The organism is Herbidospora sp. NBRC 101105 (genome assembly GCF_030269205.1).
Taxonomy (GTDB): domain Bacteria; phylum Actinomycetota; class Actinomycetes; order Streptosporangiales; family Streptosporangiaceae; genus Herbidospora; species Herbidospora solisilvae.
Genome location: NZ_BSSX01000009.1, coordinates 472,878 through 493,401, shown reverse-complemented (window position 1 = coordinate 493,401; position 20,524 = coordinate 472,878). Strand labels below are relative to the sequence as shown.

Here is a 20,524-nt window from a genome sequence, read left to right as displayed (position 1 = left end):
CTCACCCGTTCGCCGCTCGAGTACCCCGAAGGGCCTTTCCGCTCGACTTGCATGTGTTAAGCACGCCGCCAGCGTTCGTCCTGAGCCAGGATCAAACTCTCCAAAAGATGTCTTCAGAGAATTTTCCCGGCTGACATAATGTCAACCAAAGGAATCCGTCTAATAGACGGGGTTGTGCATCATGCACTGGCTTTTAGCACACTGTTGAGTTCTCAAGAAACGGACTTGCTTTTGTTTTTCTTTTGTCTTGCTGTTGTGCCTTTATCTTCTCAGCGGCCCCGGTTAGTGTCAAATTCAGCGATTTGACTTCCGGGTCCGAATCCGAGAGGAATTCGGCACCCCCCTTCCGGAGGGCAACCCCTCTAACTTACCAGCGATCGAGGCGGAAGGCGAACCAGCCGCTAGACCGTGGTGTTCAGGGGATGAAGCAACCCACGCCGGATCGCCGTGAGGCGGTGGGTGGGGTTTCGCCGGACCAGGCCGACACGAGAAGACTAACAGTTCCCCCGACCACTCACGCCACAAACGACTGCCGTGGCCTGACAACCAACCTGGTCACTCGCGCATCTAAGTAGCACCCGGTTCGAGCGCGGCCGCCTGACCTCGGTGAGGGCAAGCCGATGTCAAGCCGACCGCAATCAGGGCGGGATACGAATGAGATGCGGGAGTCACCCGACGCCAACCCGGCGTCTGGACCCCCGCCGTGGAGGTGGCCATCATGACGCAGCGGTCGGAGTTCGATGACATCCGCGCCCACATCACGGCCGAGGCCGGGCACGCCGGCGATCTTCTCCGGATCGCCCGGGAACTGCTCGACGATCTGGAGCAGGCGCGCATGCGAGAGGCGTCCCTGCGCAACTACTACCTCGCCCTCCTGACGGCCAGTCGCGCGACGGTCGCCGCCCACGCGGCCGGCGACCCCGAGCCTATGACCTTCCTTGAGCACGAGCTGGCCAAGAACGGCCAGCTGCCCGTGGGCGAGGAGGCCGCCCGGGTACTGGCCGACGCCAAGACCGCCCAGGCGCTCGTGGCCGCGCTCGACCAGCCGGTCCGCCAGCCGCGGCGCATGGGCCCGGCGAGCAGCCGGCTGCGCCGTTGCGTGAGCGTGCACCGCAGCCTGCCGCACTGACCACAGCCGTAGCGCTCGAAGCCACCGCGGCATAACGCGGAAGGCGACCGCACCAGGGGCTGCCACCCCGCGACCGCCCTCCGCCGATGGCCCGCACCCCACACCCACACCCCGGGGTACGGCCGGGCCCGGTTCCGATCCCATCGGAGCCGGGCCACCCAAAGCACCACCAAGGGGGAACGGGGGCCTGATCCTGGGGGGTCGGGATCAGGCCCCACCCACAACCGAGGGTCCCGGCCCGACATGGGCCAGGGCTTTTTCTTCGTTACGGCTCCCGCCCACCCGGCGCCCCCGCCGTCCCCGGCCCGCCAAGCGCCCGGCGCCAACCGGCCGCTTCCGGAACCCACCGCCACGAGCCATCTTTGGCATCTCGCCTTGGACGTTCTCAACAGTCCAGGGCCTTGGATCGCCTGCAATGAGCCGAGGCGGTCACCGACCCGCCGCTCCCTCGGATATCTCGGCAGCCCGACTTCCCCACCTCCACCGGCAGCCTCGAACAGCCCGACTCATGTGCGGGGAGTTGTCCAGCGCGACGGCAATGTCCTCACGGGCAGCCAGGGCCGCCGGCGAGTCCAGCGGATCACGCGTGACGTCTTGGTCGGGATCACGGCCACCCGACCGCCTTGGTCGCCACGGGACAGCCCGGAGCGTGGTCTCGGTCGCGGCGCAGCCGCCGAGCGCCCCTCCGGCATCCATCTCAGGGAAATATCGCGATTTTCCGATATGACCAGCCAAGACGCGCGGCAAAAATTCGACTTCAGATCATTCGGCCGGAATCGTCAGGTCGTACACGAAGAAAAACAAAGTGGCCCGGTTCCAAAGAACCGGGCCACTTTCTTGGTAGCGGGGACAGGATTTGAACCTGCGACCTCTGGGTTATGAGCCCAGCGAGCTACCGAGCTGCTCCACCCCGCGTCGGTATGTATGAACACTATCCATGAACGTGGAGTAGCGCAAATCAAAAGGCCCGGAGAGTGATCTCCGGGCCTTTTGGCTGAGTAGCGGGGACAGGATTTGAACCTGCGACCTCTGGGTTATGAGCCCAGCGAGCTACCGAGCTGCTCCACCCCGCGTCGGTGTGTCTTAAGACTATCCGGCGCGGGGTGATGCGGCAAATTGAATGCTCGGATCAGGGCGCTTGCGGTGGTGTCGACGGTGTCGGCGTGGGTGTCGGGGTCGCCGATCCCGAGGCTACCGGGGTCGGGGACGGGCTGGGTGACGGGGCCGGGTTCGCCGCCGCGCCCTGGGCCGCGGCCAGCTCGTCGAGGGCGGCCTTCAGCGCGGCCTGGGCGGTGCCGTAGGCCTGCCAGTTGGGCGGGTTGGCCGCCAGAGCCGCCTGGGCGTCCTCGTAGGCCTTCTGCGCCTTGCCCAGGGCCGTGGCGACCGTGGCCTGCTGGGTCGGCGTCTCGGCCTGCTCGTTCTGCGTGGGCTGGGTCTGGCCCTCGTTCTGGTCGGTCGGTTGGGTCGTGCCCGACTCGCCGAAGACCTGCTTCAGGGCGGTCTCCAGGTCGTCGCCGAAGCCGACACGCTGGCCGTAGAGGACCAGGACCTTCTGGAGGGTCGGGAAGCGGCCGGCCGCCTCGTCCTTCGGCTGGATGTAGACCGGCTCCACGTAGAGCAGGCCGCCGCCGAACGGGAGGGTCAGCAGGTTGCCGAAGATGACGTCGGTGGCGCCGCCGCTGCCTCTCAGGATGTTGAGCTGGGCGGAGACGGTCGGGTCGGTCAGGAACGTGTTCTGCGCCTGGGGCGGACCCTGGATCGTCGTCGTGCTCGGCAGCTGGAGGATCTCCAGCTTCGCGTTCTTCGCGTCGGCCGTGGCGTCGACCGCCATGAACGCGGCCATGTTCTGCCGGTTGTTCGGGACGAACGTGGTCGTCAGGGAGAACTTCTCCTGGGCGACGCCCGGCATCTTCATGGTCACGTAGTAGGGCGGCTGCTTGCTCTTCTTGGTGGCCGGGTCTTCCGGGACCTTCCAGAAGTCCTGGCCGCCGAAGAAGGAGTCGGGGTTGGTCACGTGGTACTGCGTGAGGATCTCGCGCTGGGCCTTGAACAGGTCGGCCGGGTAGCGCAGGTGCTCACGGAGTTCCGGCGAGATGTCCGACGCCGGCTTGACGATGGTGCCGAAGGCCTTCTGCCACGTCTTCAGCACGGGGTCGGTGTCGTCCCACGCGTAGAGGGTCACCGTGCCGTCGTAGGCGTCGACGGTGGCCTTCACCGAGTTGCGGATGTAGTTGATGTTGTCGCGCGGCACCTGCGGCACGCCGGGCTGGAGCGAGGAGGTCACGTCGGTCGTGAGGCTCTCCAGGCTGTGGGGCTCGGAGTAGGGGTAGGCGTCGGACGTGGTGTAGGCGTCCACGATCCACTTGATCCGGCCGTCGACGATGGCCGGATAGGGGTCGCGGTCGAGCGTCAGGAACGGGGCGACCGCCTGGATGCGCTCGATCGGCTTGCGGATGTACATGATCTTCGAGTCGGCGTTGATGCTGGAGTTCAGCAGCAGGTTGGTCTCGCCGTACTTGAGGGCGTAGAGGAACCGGGTGAAGATCCCGCCGATCGGGACGCCGCCGCTGCCGGCGTAGGTGTTGTTCTTCTGGCCGCTGGTGCTCTGCTCGGGGTAGTCGAGCTCGACCGGGTTGCTGCCCTGCGGGCCGCCGACGATCGAGTATTCGGGCGAGTTCTCGCCGAAGTAGATCCGGGGCTCGTACTTGCCGAGGGCCTGGGTCGGCGGGATGTCCTTCTCGTTGAAGTTGGGCACGCCGCTGCCGTCGACCGCGCTGCCGGGGGCGGCCACGAAGCCGAAACCGTGGGTGTAGACCAGGTGGTCGTTGATCCAGTTGCTCTGGGCGCTGGGCGGGGCGCCCATCTCGCGGACCGCCACGACCGTGTCTTGAACCTTGCCCGTGGCCGGGTTCTTGTAGCGGTCGATGTCGAGCTGCTCGGGGAACTGGTAGTAGCCGCGGATCTGCTGCAGCTGCTGGTAGGTCGGGCTGAGCACCGTCGGGTCGAGCAGGCGCAGGCCGGGGATCTGCGACGACTCCTTCTGCAGCACCTCGGGCTTGGCCTCGGTCTCGGCGCCGTATTGGGTGACCGTCGCGTTGTCGACCCCGTAGGCGGCTCTGGTCGCCTTGATGTTGCGGTCGATGTAGTCGCGCTCCTTGGCCTGCTGGTTCGGCTTGACCTGGAACTGCTCGACGAGCGCCGGGTAGACGCCGCCGATCAGGACCGCCGACAGCACGAGCAGGCCGAGTGCGACGCCGGGCAGCATGCCGCCGGAGCGCACGACCCCCGCGAAGAACAACACGGCGCAGATGAGCGCGATGAACGTGAGGATGGTCTTGGCCGGGAGCACCGCGTTGACGTCGGTGAACGAGGCGCCGTACACCTTGCCCCGATCGGAGAAGACCAGGCCGAAGCGGTCGAGCCAGTAGGCCAGCGCCTTCAGCAGCACGAACACGCCCAGCAGCACCGACAGGTGGACCCGCGCGCCGCGCGAGGCGTGCACCCCGCCGGGGGTCTGGATGCGGAAGCCGCCGTAGAGATAGTGGACCACCGCCGCCGCGATCGCCGACAGGACGACCGCGATGAACAGGAAGTTCAGCACCATCCGCAGGAACGGATAGGTGAACGTGAAGAACGACAGGTCCATGCCGAACTCGGCGTCGACCTTGCCGAACGGCGTGGCGTTCTGGAACAGCAACCAGGTCTTCCACTGGCCCGAGGTCGACGAACCGGCGAACAGGGCGAGGATCGCCATGCCGATCAGGAAGATGATCTTCCGGTGCGGGTCGATGGCCAGGCGGTAGCGGTCGGCCCCCTGGGCGTTGCCGAACATGCCGGGGCCGAACATGGGCCGCACCCGGAAGGCCAGGGCCATGTTGCCGCCGACGATGCCGACCATCAGGGCGGCGCCGACGACGAACAGCAGAATCTGGGTGATCAGCATGGTCGAGAAGACCGAGCTGAATTGCACCGAGTCGTACCAGAGATAGTCGGTATAGAAACCGGCGAAGATGTAGAGGACGATCACGACCGCGACGATCGCGATTCCCACGGGAATGAGCAGGCGGGGCCGGCGGGGCACGCGCATCGCCCGACCGGCTCCGGGGCTCCGGAAGCTCAACGCCAAACCCCTTTGGTCAAAAGCACAAACGGTCTGTGCCTGGCAACCTACACCGCGTTCGGCAGTGCTGCGCTTCCCGAAAGCTCTCGGGAAAGTGTTCAGGAAGTGCAGGCGGGGACGGATCCCGATCCGGTCCGAATCGCGTCGATCGCCTTGATCGCGCCGTTCAGCGTGTCGACTTTGACCAGGCGCAATCCGTCGGGGACGGCCGCCACGGCGGCGGGGCAGTTCGCCGAGGGCGTCAGGAAGATCGTCGCGCCGGCCTTCTTGGCGCCGACCATCTTCTGCTCGATGCCGCCGATGGCGCCGACGGTGCCCTGGGCGTCCATCGTGCCGGTGCCGGCGATGGCCTTGCCGCCGGTCAGCGGGCCGGGGGTGAGCTTGTCGTAGATGCCCAGGGAGAACATCAGGCCGGCGCTCGGGCCGCCGACGTCGCCGACGCTGATGTTGACGGTGAAGGGGAACTTGTAGGACATGCCCATGCGGACGCCGACGATCGCCTGGCCGCTGGACCCCTTCACGGTCTTGACCGTCACGTCCTGCTTGGCGCCCTTGCGGTCGACGCCGAAGGTGACGTCCTCGCCGGGACTGTGCTTGCGGACCAGGGCGGCCACCGTCTCCATGTCGGTGGCGGGGGCGCCGTCGACGGTCATGATCAGGTCGCCGGGCAGCAGCTTGCCCTCGGCCGGGGAGCCCTTGTCGGTGCTGGCGACCTCGACCACGTTCTGGTAGGCGATCTTGAGTTCGCGCAGGGCGGCGGCGGTGGAGGTCTCCTGGGAGGTCGCCATCTCGGCGGTGTTCTCCTCTTCGACCTCTTCGACGGTCTGCTCCCTGGGGAAGATCGTCTCTTCCGGCACGACCGCGATGGTGTCGTCGAGCCAGCCGCGCAGCGCGGTCAGCAGGCCGATGCGGTTGCCGGGGCCGCCCTGGTAGGCGACGGTGACCATGCTGAGCATGCCGGTCGTGGGATAGGTCTGGTGGCCGGCGACGGTGATCACCGGCTTGCCCTTCACGTCGCCGATCGTGTTCTCGGTCGGGCCGGGTGACAGCACGACGTAGGGCACGGGGAGCATCGCGCCGCCCACAGCCAGCGCGAGTGTGAGGAAACCCGCCACGAGCAGGGTGAGGGCACGTCGGGACATGCCAGAACTCTAAGGGCTCGCCGATAAGGAGCGGCTAACAGGCGCCGACCCACTCGGCCGATCCGTCGGCGAAGCGCTGGTTCTTCCAGATCGGCACCTCGTGCTTGAGGTCGTCGATCAGCCGGCGCGAGGCCGCGAACGCCTCGCCCCGGTGAGGGCAGGCCACCGCGACGATCACGGCGATGTCGCCGAGCTCCAGGTCGCCGACCCGGTGGACGGCCGCCAGCGCGGTCACCGGGAAGTCGGCGGCCACCTTCTCGGCCACCCGCCGGAGTTCGGCCTCGGCGCTCGGGTGGGCCGAGTAGGACAGCAGCTCGACGTCGCGGCCCTCGTCGAGGTCGCGGACGGTGCCGATGAAGAGCGTGGTGCCCCCGGCCGCGTGGTCGCCGACGGCGGCGACGACCTCGTCGACGGAGAGCGGGGTCTCGCGGATGGCCAGGAGGCGGATGACGTCCACCCCAGGAGTCTAAATCTTCTTCTTCCGCCGGGCCGCGCGGACGATCGCCGCGGTGCCGATGACGGCCACCGTGGCGCCGGCGGCGGTGAGGGTGGCGTCCTTGCCGGACAGGCGGCGGCCGACGACGGCGTGCTTGCCCTCGCGGTAGGTCATCAGCTCGCGCAACGCGGCGTCGTTGGTCCAGGCCGGCTTCCAGCCCGCGGCCCGCAGGGTCGCGCAGTCGACGACCCAGGGGTAGACGACGTAGTGGAGATCGGTGGCCGGGGCGGGGGTGATGCCCAGGCGGTGGAGGCGCTGGGCGGTGGAGAAGGTCAGGCCCGCGGGGAGCTCGAAGCGGCGTACGCCGGAGATCTCCTCGACCTGCTCCATCTCCAGCCAGCCATCGGAACCCACCGCGACCACGCCGTTGACGTGGCCGAGCGCGGCCAGTTCGAGGGCCGAGACCAGGTCGTCGACGTGGCAGAACTGCCAGCGGGGCAGGCAGCCCTTGACCACGAGCAGGCGGGGGGCCTCGAAGTGGCGGGTGACCACGGTGTCGACCTCGGGGCCGACCAGGGCGGCCGGGCGCAGCACCACGACCTCCAGGCCGGGGTGGGCGCGCAGCGAGCGGCGGACCAGCGACTCGATCTCGAGGTGGTCGCCCACGACGCCGGTGTCGGACTCGGCGGCCACGGGGGCGTCTTCGGGCAGCGGCACGGGGTTGTCGGCGTCGGCGCCGTACACCATCGCGCTGGTGACCAGCACCACCCGGCGCACCCGGGCGGCGGCCGAGGCGGTGAGCACGGTCTGGGCGGCCCGCAGGTTGTAGGCCCGGCGTTCGGCGGGGTCGCCGTCGAGCGAGAAGTCGCCCGCCAGATGGACCAGCACGTCGACGTCGGAGATCCGGTTCGCCAAGAGCGGATCGCGGATGTCGAGCACCCGCCAGGTCACGTCGGTGACGTCGCCGCGTTGCGCGTCGATCGCCACCACACGGCGGAAATCCGCAGACGAGGCGACTTTCGACAGGAACGCCCTGCCTACTCCCGAGGCCGCGCCGGTGACGGCGACGACGGGCGGACGATGGCGTTTCGAGACTGGCACGCGGTCCTCACTTTGCGCTGACACGCCCCACGACGGATAACGTGGCGGATGTGGACTCCTCCATCCTGCACGAGGTGGCGCGGTGACTGACCTGCCAGGTCGCGAAAACGATCCTAACGAGAACCCGTTCGCCATGTTCGGCAACCCCGAGCAGATGGCGCAGGCGATGCGCCAGTTCGCCGACATGCTCTCGGCCCCACCCGGCTCCGGCCCGGTGAACTGGGAGATGGCGAAGAACATCGCCCGCCACGCGGTGGTCGCCGACGGCGGTGACCCGAGTGTGATGGAGGGGGAGAGACGCCAGGTCGTCGACGCGCTGAACCTCGCCGACCTGTGGCTCAACGAGGCCACGTCGTTGCCGAGCGGCGTGGCGAACCCGCAGGCGTGGAGCCGGTCGGAGTGGATCGAGAAGACCGCCCCGATCTGGGGTCAGCTGTGCGACCCGGTGGCCGCCAAGATGGTCGAGACCATGGGCGGCAGCCTCGGCGCCGCCGGGCTCCCGGCCGAGGCGCAGGCCATGGCCGGGCCGCTGATGGGCATGCTGAAGCAGATGGGCGGCATGATGGTCGGCCAGCAGATCGGCCAGGCCCTCGGCACCCTCGCCCGCGAGGTCATCGGCACCAGCGACATCGGCCTGCCGCTGTCCGACACCGCCGCGCTGCTGCCCGGCGGGATCGCGGCGTTCAGCCAGGGGCTCGAACTGCCCGCCGAGGAGATCCGCCTCTACCTGGCCCTTCGTGAAGCGGCGCATCACCGGCTGTTCCAGCACGTGCCGTGGCTGAAGTCACATCTGCTCGGGGCGATCGAGGAATACGCTCGCGGCATCACCGTCGACGTCTCGGCCCTGCAGGACAAGCTCCAGGGGCTCGACATCAACGACCCGTCGCGGCTGCAGGAGATCCTCTCGGGCGGCGACCTGCTCAAGCCCGCCGAGACCGAGCGGCAGAAGGCCGCCCTGGCCCGCCTGGAGACCACGCTCGCGCTGGTCGAGGGCTGGGTCGCCACGGTGGTCGACGCGGCGGCGGCGGGCAAGCTGCCCTCGGCCGGCGCGCTGGCCGAGACGGTCCGGCGCCGCCGGGCCTCCGGCGGTCCCGCCGAGCTCACCTTCTCCACGCTGGTCGGCCTGGAGCTGCGGCCCCGGCGGCTGCGCGAGGCGGCGGCGCTCTGGAAGGCGCTGGGCGACGCGCGCGGCGTCGACGACCGCGACGCGGTGTGGAGCCACCCCGACCTCATGCCGAACTCCGACGACCTCGACAACCCCGAGGCGTTCGTGGCCGGCAAGGAGGACTTCGACCTCGGCCTGCTGAAGCTCCTCGAAGAAAACGACGACGACGACAAGTGACCCTGCGCGACGAAGCCGCGGCGCTGCTCGCGGCCTGGACCGGCCCGACACCGCAGGAGGAGACGCTCCGCCAGGAGTTCCTCCGTCATCTGGCCGAACACGAGAACGGCATGTGGCGTGAGTGCGTACCGGGGCATCTGACCGCCACGACGGCGGTGTTGTCCCACGACGGCGCGAAGGTGCTGCTCACCCACCATCCGAAGGCGAAGTTGTGGCTCCCGATGGGCGGCCACTGTGAACCCGGCGACCAGACGCTGCCCGACGTGGCGCTGCGTGAGGCGGTCGAGGAGTCGGGCATCCCGGGCCTGACCCTGCTGCCCGGTCCGCTGGCGCTCGACCGGCACGAGGTGTGGTGTCATCCGCCGCAGTGCTGGCATCTCGACGTGGAGTTCGGCGCGGTCGCGCCGCCCGGCGCCGAGTTCGTGATCAGCGACGAGTCGCTCGCGCTCGACTGGTTCCCGGTCGACGACATCCCCGAGCCGAGCGACATGGCGACCCGCCGGCTCGCGCGCAGGGCCCGCGCGATGCTCGCACACGATCTTCACAATTGACTTACCCCTCCCCTGCGCGGCGCTGGTTAGTGTGGCCGGGGTGGACACACAGGTAGGCGTCGAAGTCGGCGGGGAGATCCGCTCGCCCGCCCCCTCACCGGGGCGTAAGCGGCGGGCGTTCGCCTGGCTGCTGGCCGGGGTCAGCGTGGTCTGGGCGGTCTTCCGGCTGACCGGGATCGAGCTCACCGGCTTCGGCACGCTCCTGTCCACGGGCACGCCCTACGCGGTGCTCGGGGCGGTCGTGGCGGTCCTGGTCGCGGTGCTGAGCCGGGCGCGGTGGGCCGCGACCCTCGCGCTGGCCTCGGTGGTCGCGTTGTCGTTCGTGGTGCTGCCTCGGGCGCTGCCCTCGGCGCAGCCCTCGGCCGACGGGCCGTCGCTCCGGCTGCTGTCGGTCAACATGCGCTTCGGGCGCGCCGACGTCGGTTCCCTCATGGCTCTTGTACGTTCTGCGCGTCCCGACGTCATCTCGGTGCAGGAGCTGAGCCCCCGGGCCGTCGAGGGGCTGGCCGCGGCGGGGCTGGGGGACCTGATGCCGTACACCCATCTGGAGCCCCACTGGAGCGCCGCGGGGTCGGGCATCTACTCGCGGTTCCCGCTGACCCCTCTGGCGCCGTTCGCGCCCGGGGAGGGGCACCGGATGCCGTACGCGAAGATCGAGGTTCCCGGCGGCCCGCCCGTCGAGCTGGTCGACGTGCACACGGTGGCGCCGCTGGGGCGCGACATCGGGCTGTGGCGCGACGGGCTGCGCTCGCTGCCCCGGCCCGAGGCCGGCACGATCCGGATCCTGGCGGGCGACTACAACGCCACCTTCGACCACGCGGAGTTCCGCGCGGTGCTCGGTCACGGGTGGGTCGACGCCGCCGACGCCACGGGGAAGGGCCTGATCACGACCTGGCCGGCCGGACGGCGGCTGCCGCCCCTCATCACCATCGACCACGTGCTGGTCGACCCGCGGGTGGCGGTCGGGCACGCGAGCGTGCACGACGTGGCCGGCACCGACCACCGGGCGGTCTTCACCGTGCTCAGGCTTCCTTCTTCAGCGGCTGGTTGAACCGCAGCAGGTTGCCCGAGGGGTCGCGGAAGGCGCAGTCGCGGACGCCGTAGAACTGGTCGATCGGCTCCTGGAGGACCTCGGCGCCCGCTTCGGCGATCTTCTCGAAGGTGGCGTCGCAGTCGTCGGTGGTGAAGATCAGACCGCGCAGCAGGCCCTTGGCCAGCAGCTCGGACATGGTCTCCTTGTCCTCCGCCGAGGCGTTGGGGTCGGCCAGCGGCGGTTCGAGCACGATCTCCACGTCGGGCTGCGACGGGGAGCCGACGGTCACCCAGCGCATGCCCTCGTAGGAGACGTCGTTGCGGACCTCCATGCCGAGCACGTCGCGGTAGAAGGCCAGCGCGGTGTCGTGGTCGTCGACGGCGATGAAGCACGTGTGCAGTTTGATGTCCATGCTTCTCACGCTAGAGGGCGACCGCCGGCGTTGGCTTCTCCGTTCCTGACCGGCCTGGTGTGGATCTTCGCGATGCAGGCGGGGATGGCGGCGGCCTCGTCGTGGGAGCGGGCGCGGTAGGCGCTGGGGCTCTCCCCGACCAACTCGGTGAACCGGGAGCTGAAGGAGCCGAGCGACGTACAGCCGACCGCGAAGCAGACGTCGGTGACGGACATGTCGCCGTTGCGCAGCAGCGCCTTGGCCCGTTCGATCCGGCGGGTCATGAGGTAGCTGTACGGCGTCTCGCCGTAGGCGGCCCGGAAGCTGCGGGAGAAGTGGCCGGGAGACATGAGGGCCGCCTTGGCCAGGGCGGGCACGTCGAGAGGGCCGGCGTAGTCGCGGTCCATCATGTCGCGGACCCGGCGCAGCCGGACGAGGTCGTCGCGGTTCACGACAGGACCAACGCCCTGGTGGAGTCCCATCCTTCCAGGCCCGGGTCGAGGCGGGCGAGGTCGTCGGGTGTCCGCAGTCGGTGCCAGCCCGGCCCGGTGGCGACCTTGCGGGGGCCGGGGGCCTGGGCGCGCAGCGCCTTGACGACCTGGGGGTGGTCGACGTCGAGGGTCGCCCACGCGGGGAACGGCAGGTGGGCGGCCACCGCGACCGCTCCCCCGGTGTCGGACGGGCAGACGGCGATCTCGGCGCGGCCGAGTTCGCGGAAGAGCTTGCCGATCAGCAGCGGCGGCAGGTCGGGCGCGTCGGCGCTGACCACGACGGCCTGGTCGGCCGGGGGCAGCGCGGCGAAGGCCTGGTCGGCGGAGTCGACGGAGATCACCGGCGTGCCCGGCCAGGCGATCTCCTCCAAATCTGGGACTCCAACCGATATGATCACGGGGGTCACCAGGTCGAGCCCCGCGACCATCTCGTACGTGTCCTCGGCCACGGCACGAAGGAACTCCTCGCGGCCGACCCCCGGTGGCGCGGCGTCACCGCACGAGGGGGTCACCAGGACGGCCACCAGCCGTTCGGTCAACATTCCTCCGGGGTGCCGCTCGCGGCCATGGAGAATCCCTCCAGGAAACCGCGCGCCCGTTCGGCCTTGGGGTAACGTTCGACCAGCGCCCAGAACCGAGGGCCGTGGCTCGGCACCAGCAGGTGCACCAGCTCATGCATGATCACGTAGTCTACGACCCACGCGGGCATCCCCCGGAGTCTCGCCGACAATCGGATCGTGCCATGATCTGGTGTGCACGACCCCCATCGGTGGAGCTGGTTCTCGACCCAGCGAACACTCGATGGCGCGGCCCGTCCGTCGAGGTAGCGGGCCGACAGTTCCCGCGCGCGATCGAGCAGGTCGTCGTCGCTCGGTCTTTTGCGCTGCTCCTTCGCCGCCAGGCGTTCGAGCATGCGGCGTACCCACTGCTCCTCGTCGGTCGTGCTCAGACCGGCAGGCAGCAGCACGATGGTCTTGTCTCCATCGCGGTACGCGGAAACGGTTCGCCGCCGTCGTGCGCTCCGACGAACCTCGACTGTCTCGGGGGGCACATATGCACGGTACTCGACACGCGCGGAATTCCACAGGGGGTCACGGGCGTTCCCGCTGGTCAATCAACGTTTCCCCCACGTTAAACCGGCACACCGGTCCCATCCGTCGTGTGCGGGAGAGCTGGGGAGAGTGCCCGGTAAGGCCGGTGCGCGGCCTGTTTCCGGGATTGCGGGGCAACGAATGGATATGGGCGGCGGCGCAGGAGTAAAACCTGCGGTGCGGGCCTGACCTGCGCGGACGCGCACCGGGACACCCTCGGCGGCGGCGCGCACCCGGCGTCAGTGATCATGCCTCGCCCGGCGGCCGGTGGCACCGCTCTCCGAGGAATGATCAATAGTGGTCCGGCGGACGTGAATGCGGGCGTGCCTCTTATCGATCTTTTCTCGCATACATCCGATTCGGGGCCGGAACTCCCACTTGAAGAAATCGGGGCCTGGCGCTCGACGGGTGGGCCGGTGGCGACGGACGGTTATCCACAGGCGGCGGGAAAGCGGCTCGGGTGACCGGCGGGATGTGACAGTTTCCCGGCCATGACACAACCCTTGGGTATGGCCAGCCGGCCGCGGGTGAAGCCCGCCGTCGGCGTCGCCGCGCGTGACGAGGAGACCCTCCAGTTCGGGCTGCACCCCGCGCGGGCCGTGCTGCTGACCGGGCTCGACGAGCGGGCGCGGCGCTTCGTGGGCAGCCTCGACGGCACCAGGACGCTGGCCCAGGCCATCGCCGACTCCCAGGTCGACGAGACGATCGCCACGCGCATCATCGACCTGCTCGCCGGGCGCGGCCTGCTCGACGACGTCTCGGGGCCGGCCCCGCTGACCACGCTCAGCCGCGAGGAGCGCGACCGGTTCAGGCCCGACCTGGAGGCCCTGTCGCTTCCGCCCACGGTGTACGAACTCCCGGAGACCGCCTCCGGACAGAAGTCCCCTCCCCCGGCCCTGGATGGGGGCCTGAAGGCCTTCGCGGGCAGACAAGGGTCTTATGTCCGGATTTACGGCGCCGGGCGCATAGGGGCCCGTGTGGCCGCCCTGCTGGCGGCGGCCGGGGTCGGGCGTATCTGCGTGCTCGACCCCGAGTGCGCGCGGGCGGAGGACGTGGTGCCCGGCGGGCTCGGCTGGGAACACGTCGGCAGGCCCCGTGAGGAGGGCGCGGTGGCGGTGGCCGCAGCGGTCGCGCCGAGTGTCACGGCCTGGGCGGGTCGCGCCGCCGCCGGGCTCATGGACGGCGCCGCCGCGCCCGACCTGGTCGTGCTGGCGCCCGTCGGCGCGCCCGATCCGCTGCTGGCCCACGACCTCACGACGCTCGGCATCCCCCATCTGCTCGCCACCTGCGCCGAGGGGTGCGGCGCCGTCGGGCCGCTGGTCGTTCCGGGCCAGTCGCCGTGCCTCTCGTGCATCGAACTGACCCGGCGCGATCGGGATCCGGGCTGGCCGGCGGTCCGGGCGGCCATCAGAGGGCAGTCGGGATGCGACACCATCACCTCGGGTCTGGTCGCGGGGCAGGCGGCCGGGCAGGTGCTCGCGTTCCTCGACAGACGTGGGGTCGACGCCGTCGGAACGGCCGAAATCCTGCCCGATTTACAGTGGCGGCGCCGGGTGTGGCCGCGTCATCCCCGATGCCGTTGTAGTCGAAACGACCAGGCTGGGCTAACAATGGTCGCGTGAGTGACCTTCCGCGCAACGCCGTGACGCGCTCGGCGAAGCTGGCGGCCCTGCCCCTGGGGTTCGCCGGGCGCACTGCTCTCGGCCTGGGGAAACGGATCGGCGGGAAGTCCGCGGAAATCGTCGCCCAGGAGATCCAGGAGCGTACTGCGGCGCAGATTTTCAAGATCCTCGGTGAGCTCAAGGGCGGGGCGATGAAGCTCGGCCAGGCGCTGTCGATCTTCGAGGCGGCACTGCCGAGCGAGATCGCCGGACCCTACCGGGCCACCCTGACCAAACTGCAGGACGCCGCGCCCCCGCTGCCCGCCGCGACGGTGCACCGGGTGCTCGCCGAAGAACTGGGCGACGACTGGCGGGAGAACTTCCTGTCCTTCGACGACCGCCCGGCCGCCGCCGCCTCGATCGGGCAGGTCCACCGCGCGGTCTGGCACGACGGCCGCGAGGTCGCCGTGAAGATCCAGTATCCCGGGGCGGGCAAGGCGCTGATCTCCGACTTCAACCAGCTCGCCAGGCTGGGCAAACTGTTCGGGGCGCTGCTGCCGGGCCTCGACGTCAAGGCCGTGCTGGCGGAGCTGAAAGACCGGGTGGTCGAGGAGCTCGACTACTTCCTGGAGGCCGAGGCGCAACACGCCTTCGCGGTCGCCTTCAAGGACGACCCCGACTTCCGGGTCCCCGACGTGATCGCCGCCAACGAACACGTCCTGGTGACCGAGTGGATCGACGGCACCCCCCTGTCGAAGGTGATCACCGGCGGCGGGCAGGAGGAACGCGACCGGGCCGGCCTGTTGCTGACCCGGTTTCTCTTCAGCTCGCCCGCCCGCGTGGGCATGCTGCACGCCGACCCGCACCCCGGCAACTTCCGCATGCTGCCCGACGGCCGGCTCGGCGTGCTCGACTTCGGCGCGGTCAACCGCCTGCCCGACGGCTACCCGCCGGTCTTCGGCCGCCTGGTGCGCCTGTTCAACCAGGGCGACATGGACACCGTCGTCGACGGCCTGCGGGCCGAGGGCTTCATCCGGCCGCACATCGAGATCGACGTCGAGGCGTTGCGGGCCTTCCTGGCGCCCTACGTCGAACCGACCCAGGTCGAGGAGTTCACCTTCAGCCGGGAGTGGCTCCAGACCCAGGCGGCGAGCGCGACCGACCTCCGCCCGACGAACGTGGTCCGCCACCTCAACCTGCCGGCGACCTATGTGCTGATCCACCGGGTCCACGCGGCGGGCGTGGGCGTCCTGTGCCAGCTCGGCACGACGGCCCGCTTCCGCGACGAGGTCATCGCATGGGTCCCCGGCTTCGCCGACGAGAACGAGGAACCGGCACCCGCACCTTGAGCCGGCTGCTCGGGCCGGGCGCGGGTCTGTTCGGTGGTCAGTCCGGCTGTTCCCCTGTGGGGCGGCGGGCCAGTAAGTATGCCTGGGGGAAGCCGCGCTTGGTGTCCTCGCCTGGGGCGATGACCAATCGGGCGACCTCGGGCAGGTCCGCGTCGAGGAGGAGTTCGGCGACTCGGTCGGGGGAATAGCGGTGGGCCGGGGTTACCGAGTGGTCGAAGGGCTCGCCCAGCCGGGTGGGGTCGTCGTCGGCCTGGAAGCCGAGCAGGAGATGGCCGCCCGGCACGAGCACGCGGTGGAACTCGGCGAACGTCTCGGGGAGGCGTTCTGGCGGCGTGTGGATGATGGAGTAGTTGGCGACGACGCCCGCGAGTGTCGCGTCGGCGGCGGTGAGGGCGGTCATCGTGCCCACGTCGAAGCGCAGTCCCGGGTGGGCGGTCCGGGCGAGCGCGATCATCTCCGGTGACACGTCGACGCCGTGGGCGCTCACACCCAGCATCGACAGGTGGGCGGTTACGTGGCCGGGGCCGCAGCCCACGTCCGCCACCGGGCCGCCGCCCCCGGCGCGGACCAGTTCAGCGAAGACCACGATCATCGCGTGGGCCAGCGGGCTGGAGTGGTAACGCCCGGGGATGTCCCGGGCGTAGTTGGCGGCGACGGCGTCGTAGGCCGCGCGGGTGGTGGCGAGGGAGTCCGGTTCTGTCACGGTTGGAAGCATGCAGAAGGCCCGGGTGTGTAGTGGTACACCCGGGCCTTTTTCTACAAGTGGCCGTTAGAGCCTCGACAGGGCCGCCTGGAGGGCGGCGGTGGCGCGGGCGGCCCGCTTACGGGCTTTGTTCGCGTTGGCCACACGACTGGCGAGGCGGTGCTCCGCGGCTTCCCGCTGGAGCCCTCGTATTCGCTCATCCACCAGTTCCTGGAACAGATGTGGGGCGGTGGAGGTGTGGAAGGTCATCGGACTTCTCTTTTCTGCAGGTCTTCGGGTCGGGTTGTCTGTCGGTCGTTCGTCAGAGCGGGAGCGGGGTCTTGCGGGGACGACCACGGGGCCGCTTGCGCGGAACCACGGTGCCTCGCAGGATCAGCTCGCCGCCCCAGACGCCCCAGGGCTCCTCACGCTCGAGGGCCCGGGCCAGGCAGGTCTCCCTGATGGGGCAGCCGCCGCAGAGCGCCTTAGCGAACTCGACGTCTTCGGGAGACTCGGCGAACCAGAGGTCGGGGTCGGTACGACAGGGGATTTCGGCTTCGATCAGGTCCATGACCGGGGCCGCCATCTGCGTCACCTCTTTGTGAATCGGGTTGGTGTCTGTCCTCTGCAGTGGGGGGATACGGGCCGGAGAAAAAACAAGAAGGCCGCGGATCCGATGTGGGGATCCGCGGCCTGGAGGCTGACTGACCGGTCAGGTTGTGACTGGCCTACTCCAGGCAGGACGCGGACGCCCCACTCCACCCTTGGTGGTGTGGCTGGTCTGCTCGATACGCACGCGCCGGACTAGCGGGTTCGGCGCGAAGGCGCCATCGACGCGCAGTTTGGCGTGCGAGCCATAACCGGCATCGGTGGCAGGGCATGCGGCGGCGAGCCACGGCGTGGCGTTCGACATTCTGATGCTCAGCACGGGGCTCACCTCCTGGTGACTAACTCGGGGGGCCGGACAGTAGCGTCCGACTCGCATGTGCATGACCCTAAACGGCAACCCGCCGAGTGGGCAACACATTTTCGACCTGCGATTACATAGAAATTTTCCGGGTTCAGCCAACCCGGATGAGGCACTCCTGCACGACCGACACGGCCAGTTCGCCGGAGGCGGTGAACATCTGGCCCTGGGCGAGGCCGCGGGCGCCGCCGGACCACGGGGATTCCTGCGCGTACAGGATCCAGTCGTCGGCGCGGAACCTGCGGTGGAACCACATGGCGTGGTCGAGGGAGGCGCCGGAGATGTTCGACGAGCCCCAGGCCAGGCCGTGGGCGAGCAGCACCGTGTCGACGAGGGTGTAGTCGGAGGCGTAGGCGGCCAGCACGACGTGGAGCAGCGGGTCGTCGGGCAGGTCGGCGTCGTAGCGGAACCACACCTGGTTCTCCGGGCCGACCAGGCTCGGGTCGCGGTTGGCCTCCCACGTCAGCGGGGTGACGTAGCGCGCGTCGAGGGGGCGGGGGCGCGACAACCAGCCCGACCACTCGGGGTCGTCGCCGATGAGCTTGCGCAGCCGGTCCTGGAGAGAGGCCAGGTTTTCGGGGCCCGGCACGTCGGGCATCACCGCCGCCTGGTGGTGGACGCCCTCCTCCTCGATGTGGAAGGAGGCCGACATGGTGAAGATGACCTTGCCGTGCTGGACGGCGACCACACGGCGGGTGCTGAACGACCGTCCGTCGCGGACGCGGTCGACCGTGTAGACGATCGGCACGGCCGGGTCGCCGGGGCGGATGAAGTAGGCGTGCAGCGAGTGCACCTGACGTTCCCGGTCGACCGTGCGGGCCGCCGCCATGAGGGCCTGGGCGGCGACCTGGCCGCCGAAGACCCGCTGGATGCGCTCTTCGGGACTGCGGCCGCGGAAGATGTCGAGCTCGATCTGCTCCAGGTCGAGCAGGTCGAGCAACTCCTTGAGGGCGGAGTTCACGAGGCCTCCAGACGGCGTCGGACGAGGGAGAGTACGGCTTGACCGTATCGCTCCAGTTTGACGCGGCCGATCCCGGCTATCGCGAGGAGGGCCTCCTCGGTCGCGGGGGCACGTTCGGCGATGGCCTGGAGCGTGACGTCGGTGAAGACGACGTAGCTCGGCACCTTGGCCTCTTTGGCCGCCTCGGCCCGCCACGCCTTCAGTTCCTCCAGCAGCGCCTCGTCGTATTCGGCGGGGCACGTCGCGCAGCGGCCGAGCTTCTGCTCGGGGCCGGTGGCGAGCGTGCGGGCGCAGATCCGGCAGGTCGCGGGGGCCGCGACGGTCCTGCGGGCGGCGGGCTTCGGGGCGAACGAGGGCTGGGTCGCCGGGGTGCCGGCCAGGGACTCCACGAAGCGCGACGGGCGGCGCGACCGGCGGCCGCCCGGGGAGCGGGCCAGCGCCCACGACAGGTTGAGGTGGACGCGGGCCCGGGTGATGCCCACATAGAGGAGGCGGCGCTCCTCCTCGATCTGGTCGGGGGTCTCGGCGTACACGATCGGGAGCATGCCCTCGGTGAGGCCGACCAGGAAGACGGCGTCCCATTCGAGGCCCTTGGCGGCGTGCAGCGAGGCCAGGGTGACGCCCTCGACCGGCGGGGCGTGCTGTTCGGCGGCGCGGCGTTCGAGGTCGGCCACGAAGGCGGGCAGGTCGCCGCCCTTGGCGGCCAGGTCTTCTGCGAGTTCGGCGATGGCGTTCAGCGACTCCCACTTGGCGCGCGCGGCGCCGCCGCCGGGCCGCTCGGGGGTCAGGCCGATGCCGGCCAGGATCGCGTGGACGGCCGGGGCCAGCGGCTCCTCGTCGTTGGCCGAGCGGGCGGCGCCGCGCAGCAGGACGACGGCCTGACGGACCTCGGGGCGCTCGAAGAACCGCTCCGCGCCGCGCAGCAGGTAGGGCACGCCGGCCTGGGTGAAGGCCTGTTCGTAGGCCTCCGACTGGGCGTTCACCCGGAAGAGGACCGCGATCTCCCTGGTCGGGACGCCGTCGGCCATCAGCTTCTTGACGCGGAGCGCCACGCCCATGGCCTCGGCGGCCTCGTCGTCGTATTCGGTGAAGACCGGTTCGGGGCCCGGCTCGCGCTGGGCGACGAGTTCGAGGCGGTGGGGGCTGCGGGCCATCACCCGGTTGGCGAGGGTGACGACCTCGGGGGTCGAGCGGTAGTCGCGGACCAGCTTCACGACCGCCGCGCCCGGGTGTTCGACCCCGAAGCCGGTCAGGAAGTGGGGGCTGGCGCCGGTGAAGCTGTAGATCGTCTGGTTGGGGTCGCCGACGACGCAGACGTCGTCGCGGCCGCCGAGCCAGGTGTCGAGCAGGAGCTTCTGGAGCGGGTTGACGTCCTGGTATTCGTCGACCACGAAGTAGCGGTACTGCGACCGGATCTGGTTGGCGACCTCGCGGTGCTCGGTCATCACGGCGGCCGTGAGTTCGAGGATGGTCTCGAAGTCGACCAGGTGGCGGGCGCGGCGCAGCTTCTCGTACTGGTCGAAGAGGCGGGCGACGTCGTCGGCCGGGATCGGCGGGGTGCGGCGGGCCTTGAGGGCGGCGGCCGGATAGTCCTCGGGGCCGTGCTGGGTGACCTTGGCCCACTCGATCTCGCTGGCGACGTCGCGCAGCTCGGCGCGGTCGGGGTTGCGGCGCAGCATGCGGGCCGCCTCGATCAGCAGCGGCAGCTTCGACTCGATCACCTGGGGCGGGTCGCCGCCGATGACGCGCGGCCAGAAGTAGGTGAGCTGGCGCAGCGCGGCGGCGTGGAAGGTGCGCGCCTGGACGCCCGGCGCGCCCAGTTCGCGCAGCCGGTGGCGGAGCTCTCCGGCGGCCCGGGTGGTGAACGTCACAGCGAGCACGCTCGGCGCGTCGGCCACACCGGTTCGTACCGCATGGGCGATTCTGTGGGTGATCGCCCGAGTCTTGCCGGTACCTGCGCCGGCCAGCACGCACACCGGACCCCGCAGCGTTTCGGCCACCGCCCGCTGCTCGGGATCGAGGCCCGAAAGGACGTCCAAATGCGGCCTCCAACGTGCGCGGCGGGTGATCTGCTGGCATCATCCTTCCAGCACCCGGCCAAGCGCGTCTCAAGAGCCGGGTCGCAGAAGGCAAAGAG

At 69.8% G+C, this 20,524-nt stretch carries 18 protein-coding genes, 2 tRNA genes and 1 rRNA gene; 6 read left to right on the top strand and 15 right to left on the bottom strand.

Features of this window, described 5'->3' with window-relative positions; genetic code table 11:
* Nucleotides 1–107, bottom strand: a 16S ribosomal RNA gene (locus tag QSK34_RS34775); the annotation flags it as partial.
* 611 nt (nucleotides 108–718) lie between these two features.
* Between QSK34_RS34775 and QSK34_RS34770 the strand changes: the two genes are divergently transcribed.
* Nucleotides 719–1,129, top strand: coding sequence for a hypothetical protein (locus QSK34_RS34770; protein WP_030457229.1), 411 nt, complete (start codon nucleotides 719–721; stop codon nucleotides 1,127–1,129).
* 838 nt (nucleotides 1,130–1,967) lie between these two features.
* On the opposite strand, the gene QSK34_RS34765 is transcribed toward QSK34_RS34770, so the two are convergent.
* The 6 genes from QSK34_RS34765 to QSK34_RS34740 all read right to left on the bottom strand — a co-directional run bounded on the left by QSK34_RS34765 (nucleotide 1,968) and on the right by QSK34_RS34740 (nucleotide 7,928).
* A tRNA-Met gene (locus QSK34_RS34765) sits at nucleotides 1,968–2,044 on the bottom strand.
* 84 nt (nucleotides 2,045–2,128) lie between these two features.
* A tRNA-Met gene (locus tag QSK34_RS34760) sits at nucleotides 2,129–2,202 on the bottom strand.
* A 56-nt stretch (nucleotides 2,203–2,258) separates the two neighbouring features.
* Entirely contained in the window at nucleotides 2,259–5,180 is a 2,922-nt protein-coding gene (locus QSK34_RS34755; protein WP_353051466.1) for a UPF0182 family membrane protein, read from the bottom strand.
* A gap of 167 nt (nucleotides 5,181–5,347) precedes the next feature.
* Nucleotides 5,348–6,391, bottom strand: coding sequence for a YlbL family protein (locus QSK34_RS34750; protein WP_285590625.1), 1,044 nt, complete (start codon nucleotides 6,389–6,391; stop codon nucleotides 5,348–5,350).
* Between the two features lie 34 nt (nucleotides 6,392–6,425).
* A complete protein-coding gene (locus QSK34_RS34745) occupies nucleotides 6,426–6,848 on the bottom strand; it encodes a molybdenum cofactor biosynthesis protein MoaE (protein WP_062339097.1) in 423 nt (140 codons plus the stop codon).
* Between the two features lie 9 nt (nucleotides 6,849–6,857).
* Nucleotides 6,858–7,928 carry an NAD-dependent epimerase/dehydratase family protein gene (locus QSK34_RS34740; protein WP_285590623.1) on the bottom strand — a complete coding sequence of 357 codons (1,071 nt, stop codon included), beginning with the start codon at nucleotides 7,926–7,928 and terminating at the stop codon, nucleotides 6,858–6,860.
* An 82-nt stretch (nucleotides 7,929–8,010) separates the two neighbouring features.
* On the opposite strand from QSK34_RS34740, the gene QSK34_RS34735 reads away from it, so the two are divergent.
* The 3 genes from QSK34_RS34735 to QSK34_RS34725 are packed head-to-tail and all read left to right on the top strand — an operon-like array spanning nucleotide 8,011 to nucleotide 10,872.
* Nucleotides 8,011–9,270: a zinc-dependent metalloprotease gene (locus tag QSK34_RS34735; protein ID WP_502875562.1), complete on the top strand. Its 1,260-nt coding sequence runs from the start codon at nucleotides 8,011–8,013 to the stop codon at nucleotides 9,268–9,270.
* Nucleotides 9,267–9,821, top strand: a complete 555-nt coding sequence (locus tag QSK34_RS34730) for an NUDIX hydrolase (RefSeq protein ID WP_285590621.1) — start codon at nucleotides 9,267–9,269, stop codon at nucleotides 9,819–9,821. The genes QSK34_RS34735 and QSK34_RS34730 overlap by 4 nt, the downstream gene beginning before the upstream one ends.
* 40 nt (nucleotides 9,822–9,861) lie before the next feature.
* Entirely contained in the window at nucleotides 9,862–10,872 is a 1,011-nt protein-coding gene (locus tag QSK34_RS34725; RefSeq protein ID WP_285590619.1) for an endonuclease/exonuclease/phosphatase family protein, read from the top strand.
* On the opposite strand, the gene QSK34_RS34720 is transcribed toward QSK34_RS34725, so the two are convergent.
* Genes QSK34_RS34720 through QSK34_RS34705 form a run of 4 tightly spaced genes read right to left on the bottom strand, consistent with a single transcriptional unit; the run spans nucleotide 10,844 to nucleotide 12,787 of the window.
* A complete protein-coding gene (locus tag QSK34_RS34720; protein ID WP_285590617.1) occupies nucleotides 10,844–11,266 on the bottom strand; it encodes a VOC family protein in 423 nt (140 codons plus the stop codon). The genes QSK34_RS34725 and QSK34_RS34720 overlap by 29 nt on opposite strands.
* A 5-nt stretch (nucleotides 11,267–11,271) precedes the next feature.
* Complete coding sequence (locus tag QSK34_RS34715) at nucleotides 11,272–11,652, bottom strand: helix-turn-helix transcriptional regulator (RefSeq protein WP_285590653.1); 381 nt, start codon at nucleotides 11,650–11,652, stop codon at nucleotides 11,272–11,274.
* Between the two features lie 41 nt (nucleotides 11,653–11,693).
* The gene (locus tag QSK34_RS34710; protein WP_285590615.1) at nucleotides 11,694–12,278 is read right to left on the bottom strand and encodes a glycosyltransferase family protein; all 585 of its coding nucleotides are present in this window, start codon (nucleotides 12,276–12,278) and stop codon (nucleotides 11,694–11,696) included.
* Nucleotides 12,272–12,787 (bottom strand): M48 metallopeptidase family protein, encoded by a 516-nt coding sequence (locus tag QSK34_RS34705; protein ID WP_062339090.1) that lies wholly within the window; start codon nucleotides 12,785–12,787, stop codon nucleotides 12,272–12,274. The genes QSK34_RS34710 and QSK34_RS34705 overlap by 7 nt, the downstream gene beginning before the upstream one ends.
* A gap of 549 nt (nucleotides 12,788–13,336) precedes the next feature.
* On the opposite strand from QSK34_RS34705, the gene QSK34_RS34700 reads away from it, so the two are divergent.
* Both QSK34_RS34700 and QSK34_RS34695 read left to right on the top strand, forming a co-directional pair.
* Nucleotides 13,337–14,449 carry a ThiF family adenylyltransferase gene (locus QSK34_RS34700; RefSeq protein ID WP_285590609.1) on the top strand — a complete coding sequence of 371 codons (1,113 nt, stop codon included), beginning with the start codon at nucleotides 13,337–13,339 and terminating at the stop codon, nucleotides 14,447–14,449.
* A complete protein-coding gene (locus tag QSK34_RS34695) occupies nucleotides 14,446–15,777 on the top strand; it encodes an ABC1 kinase family protein (protein WP_285590608.1) in 1,332 nt (443 codons plus the stop codon). Before QSK34_RS34700 ends, QSK34_RS34695 begins: the two co-directional genes overlap by 4 nt.
* A 37-nt stretch (nucleotides 15,778–15,814) precedes the next feature.
* Here QSK34_RS34695 and QSK34_RS34690 read toward each other — a convergent pair whose 3' ends face one another.
* From QSK34_RS34690 to QSK34_RS34675, 4 genes are all read right to left on the bottom strand, one after another.
* Nucleotides 15,815–16,480: a class I SAM-dependent DNA methyltransferase gene (locus QSK34_RS34690; protein WP_285590606.1), complete on the bottom strand. Its 666-nt coding sequence runs from the start codon at nucleotides 16,478–16,480 to the stop codon at nucleotides 15,815–15,817.
* Nucleotides 16,481–16,781: 301 nt separating this feature from the next.
* Entirely contained in the window at nucleotides 16,782–17,045 is a 264-nt protein-coding gene (locus QSK34_RS34685; protein ID WP_030451771.1) for a WhiB family transcriptional regulator, read from the bottom strand.
* Nucleotides 17,046–17,520: 475 nt separating this feature from the next.
* Nucleotides 17,521–18,387: an acyl-CoA thioesterase II gene (gene tesB, locus QSK34_RS34680; protein WP_285590603.1), complete on the bottom strand. Its 867-nt coding sequence runs from the start codon at nucleotides 18,385–18,387 to the stop codon at nucleotides 17,521–17,523.
* On the bottom strand, nucleotides 18,384–20,426 hold the full coding sequence (locus QSK34_RS34675; protein ID WP_285590601.1) for an ATP-dependent DNA helicase UvrD2: 2,043 nt from the start codon (nucleotides 20,424–20,426) through the stop codon (nucleotides 18,384–18,386). The genes tesB and QSK34_RS34675 overlap by 4 nt, the downstream gene beginning before the upstream one ends.
* Nucleotides 20,427–20,524: the final 98 nt, after the last annotated feature.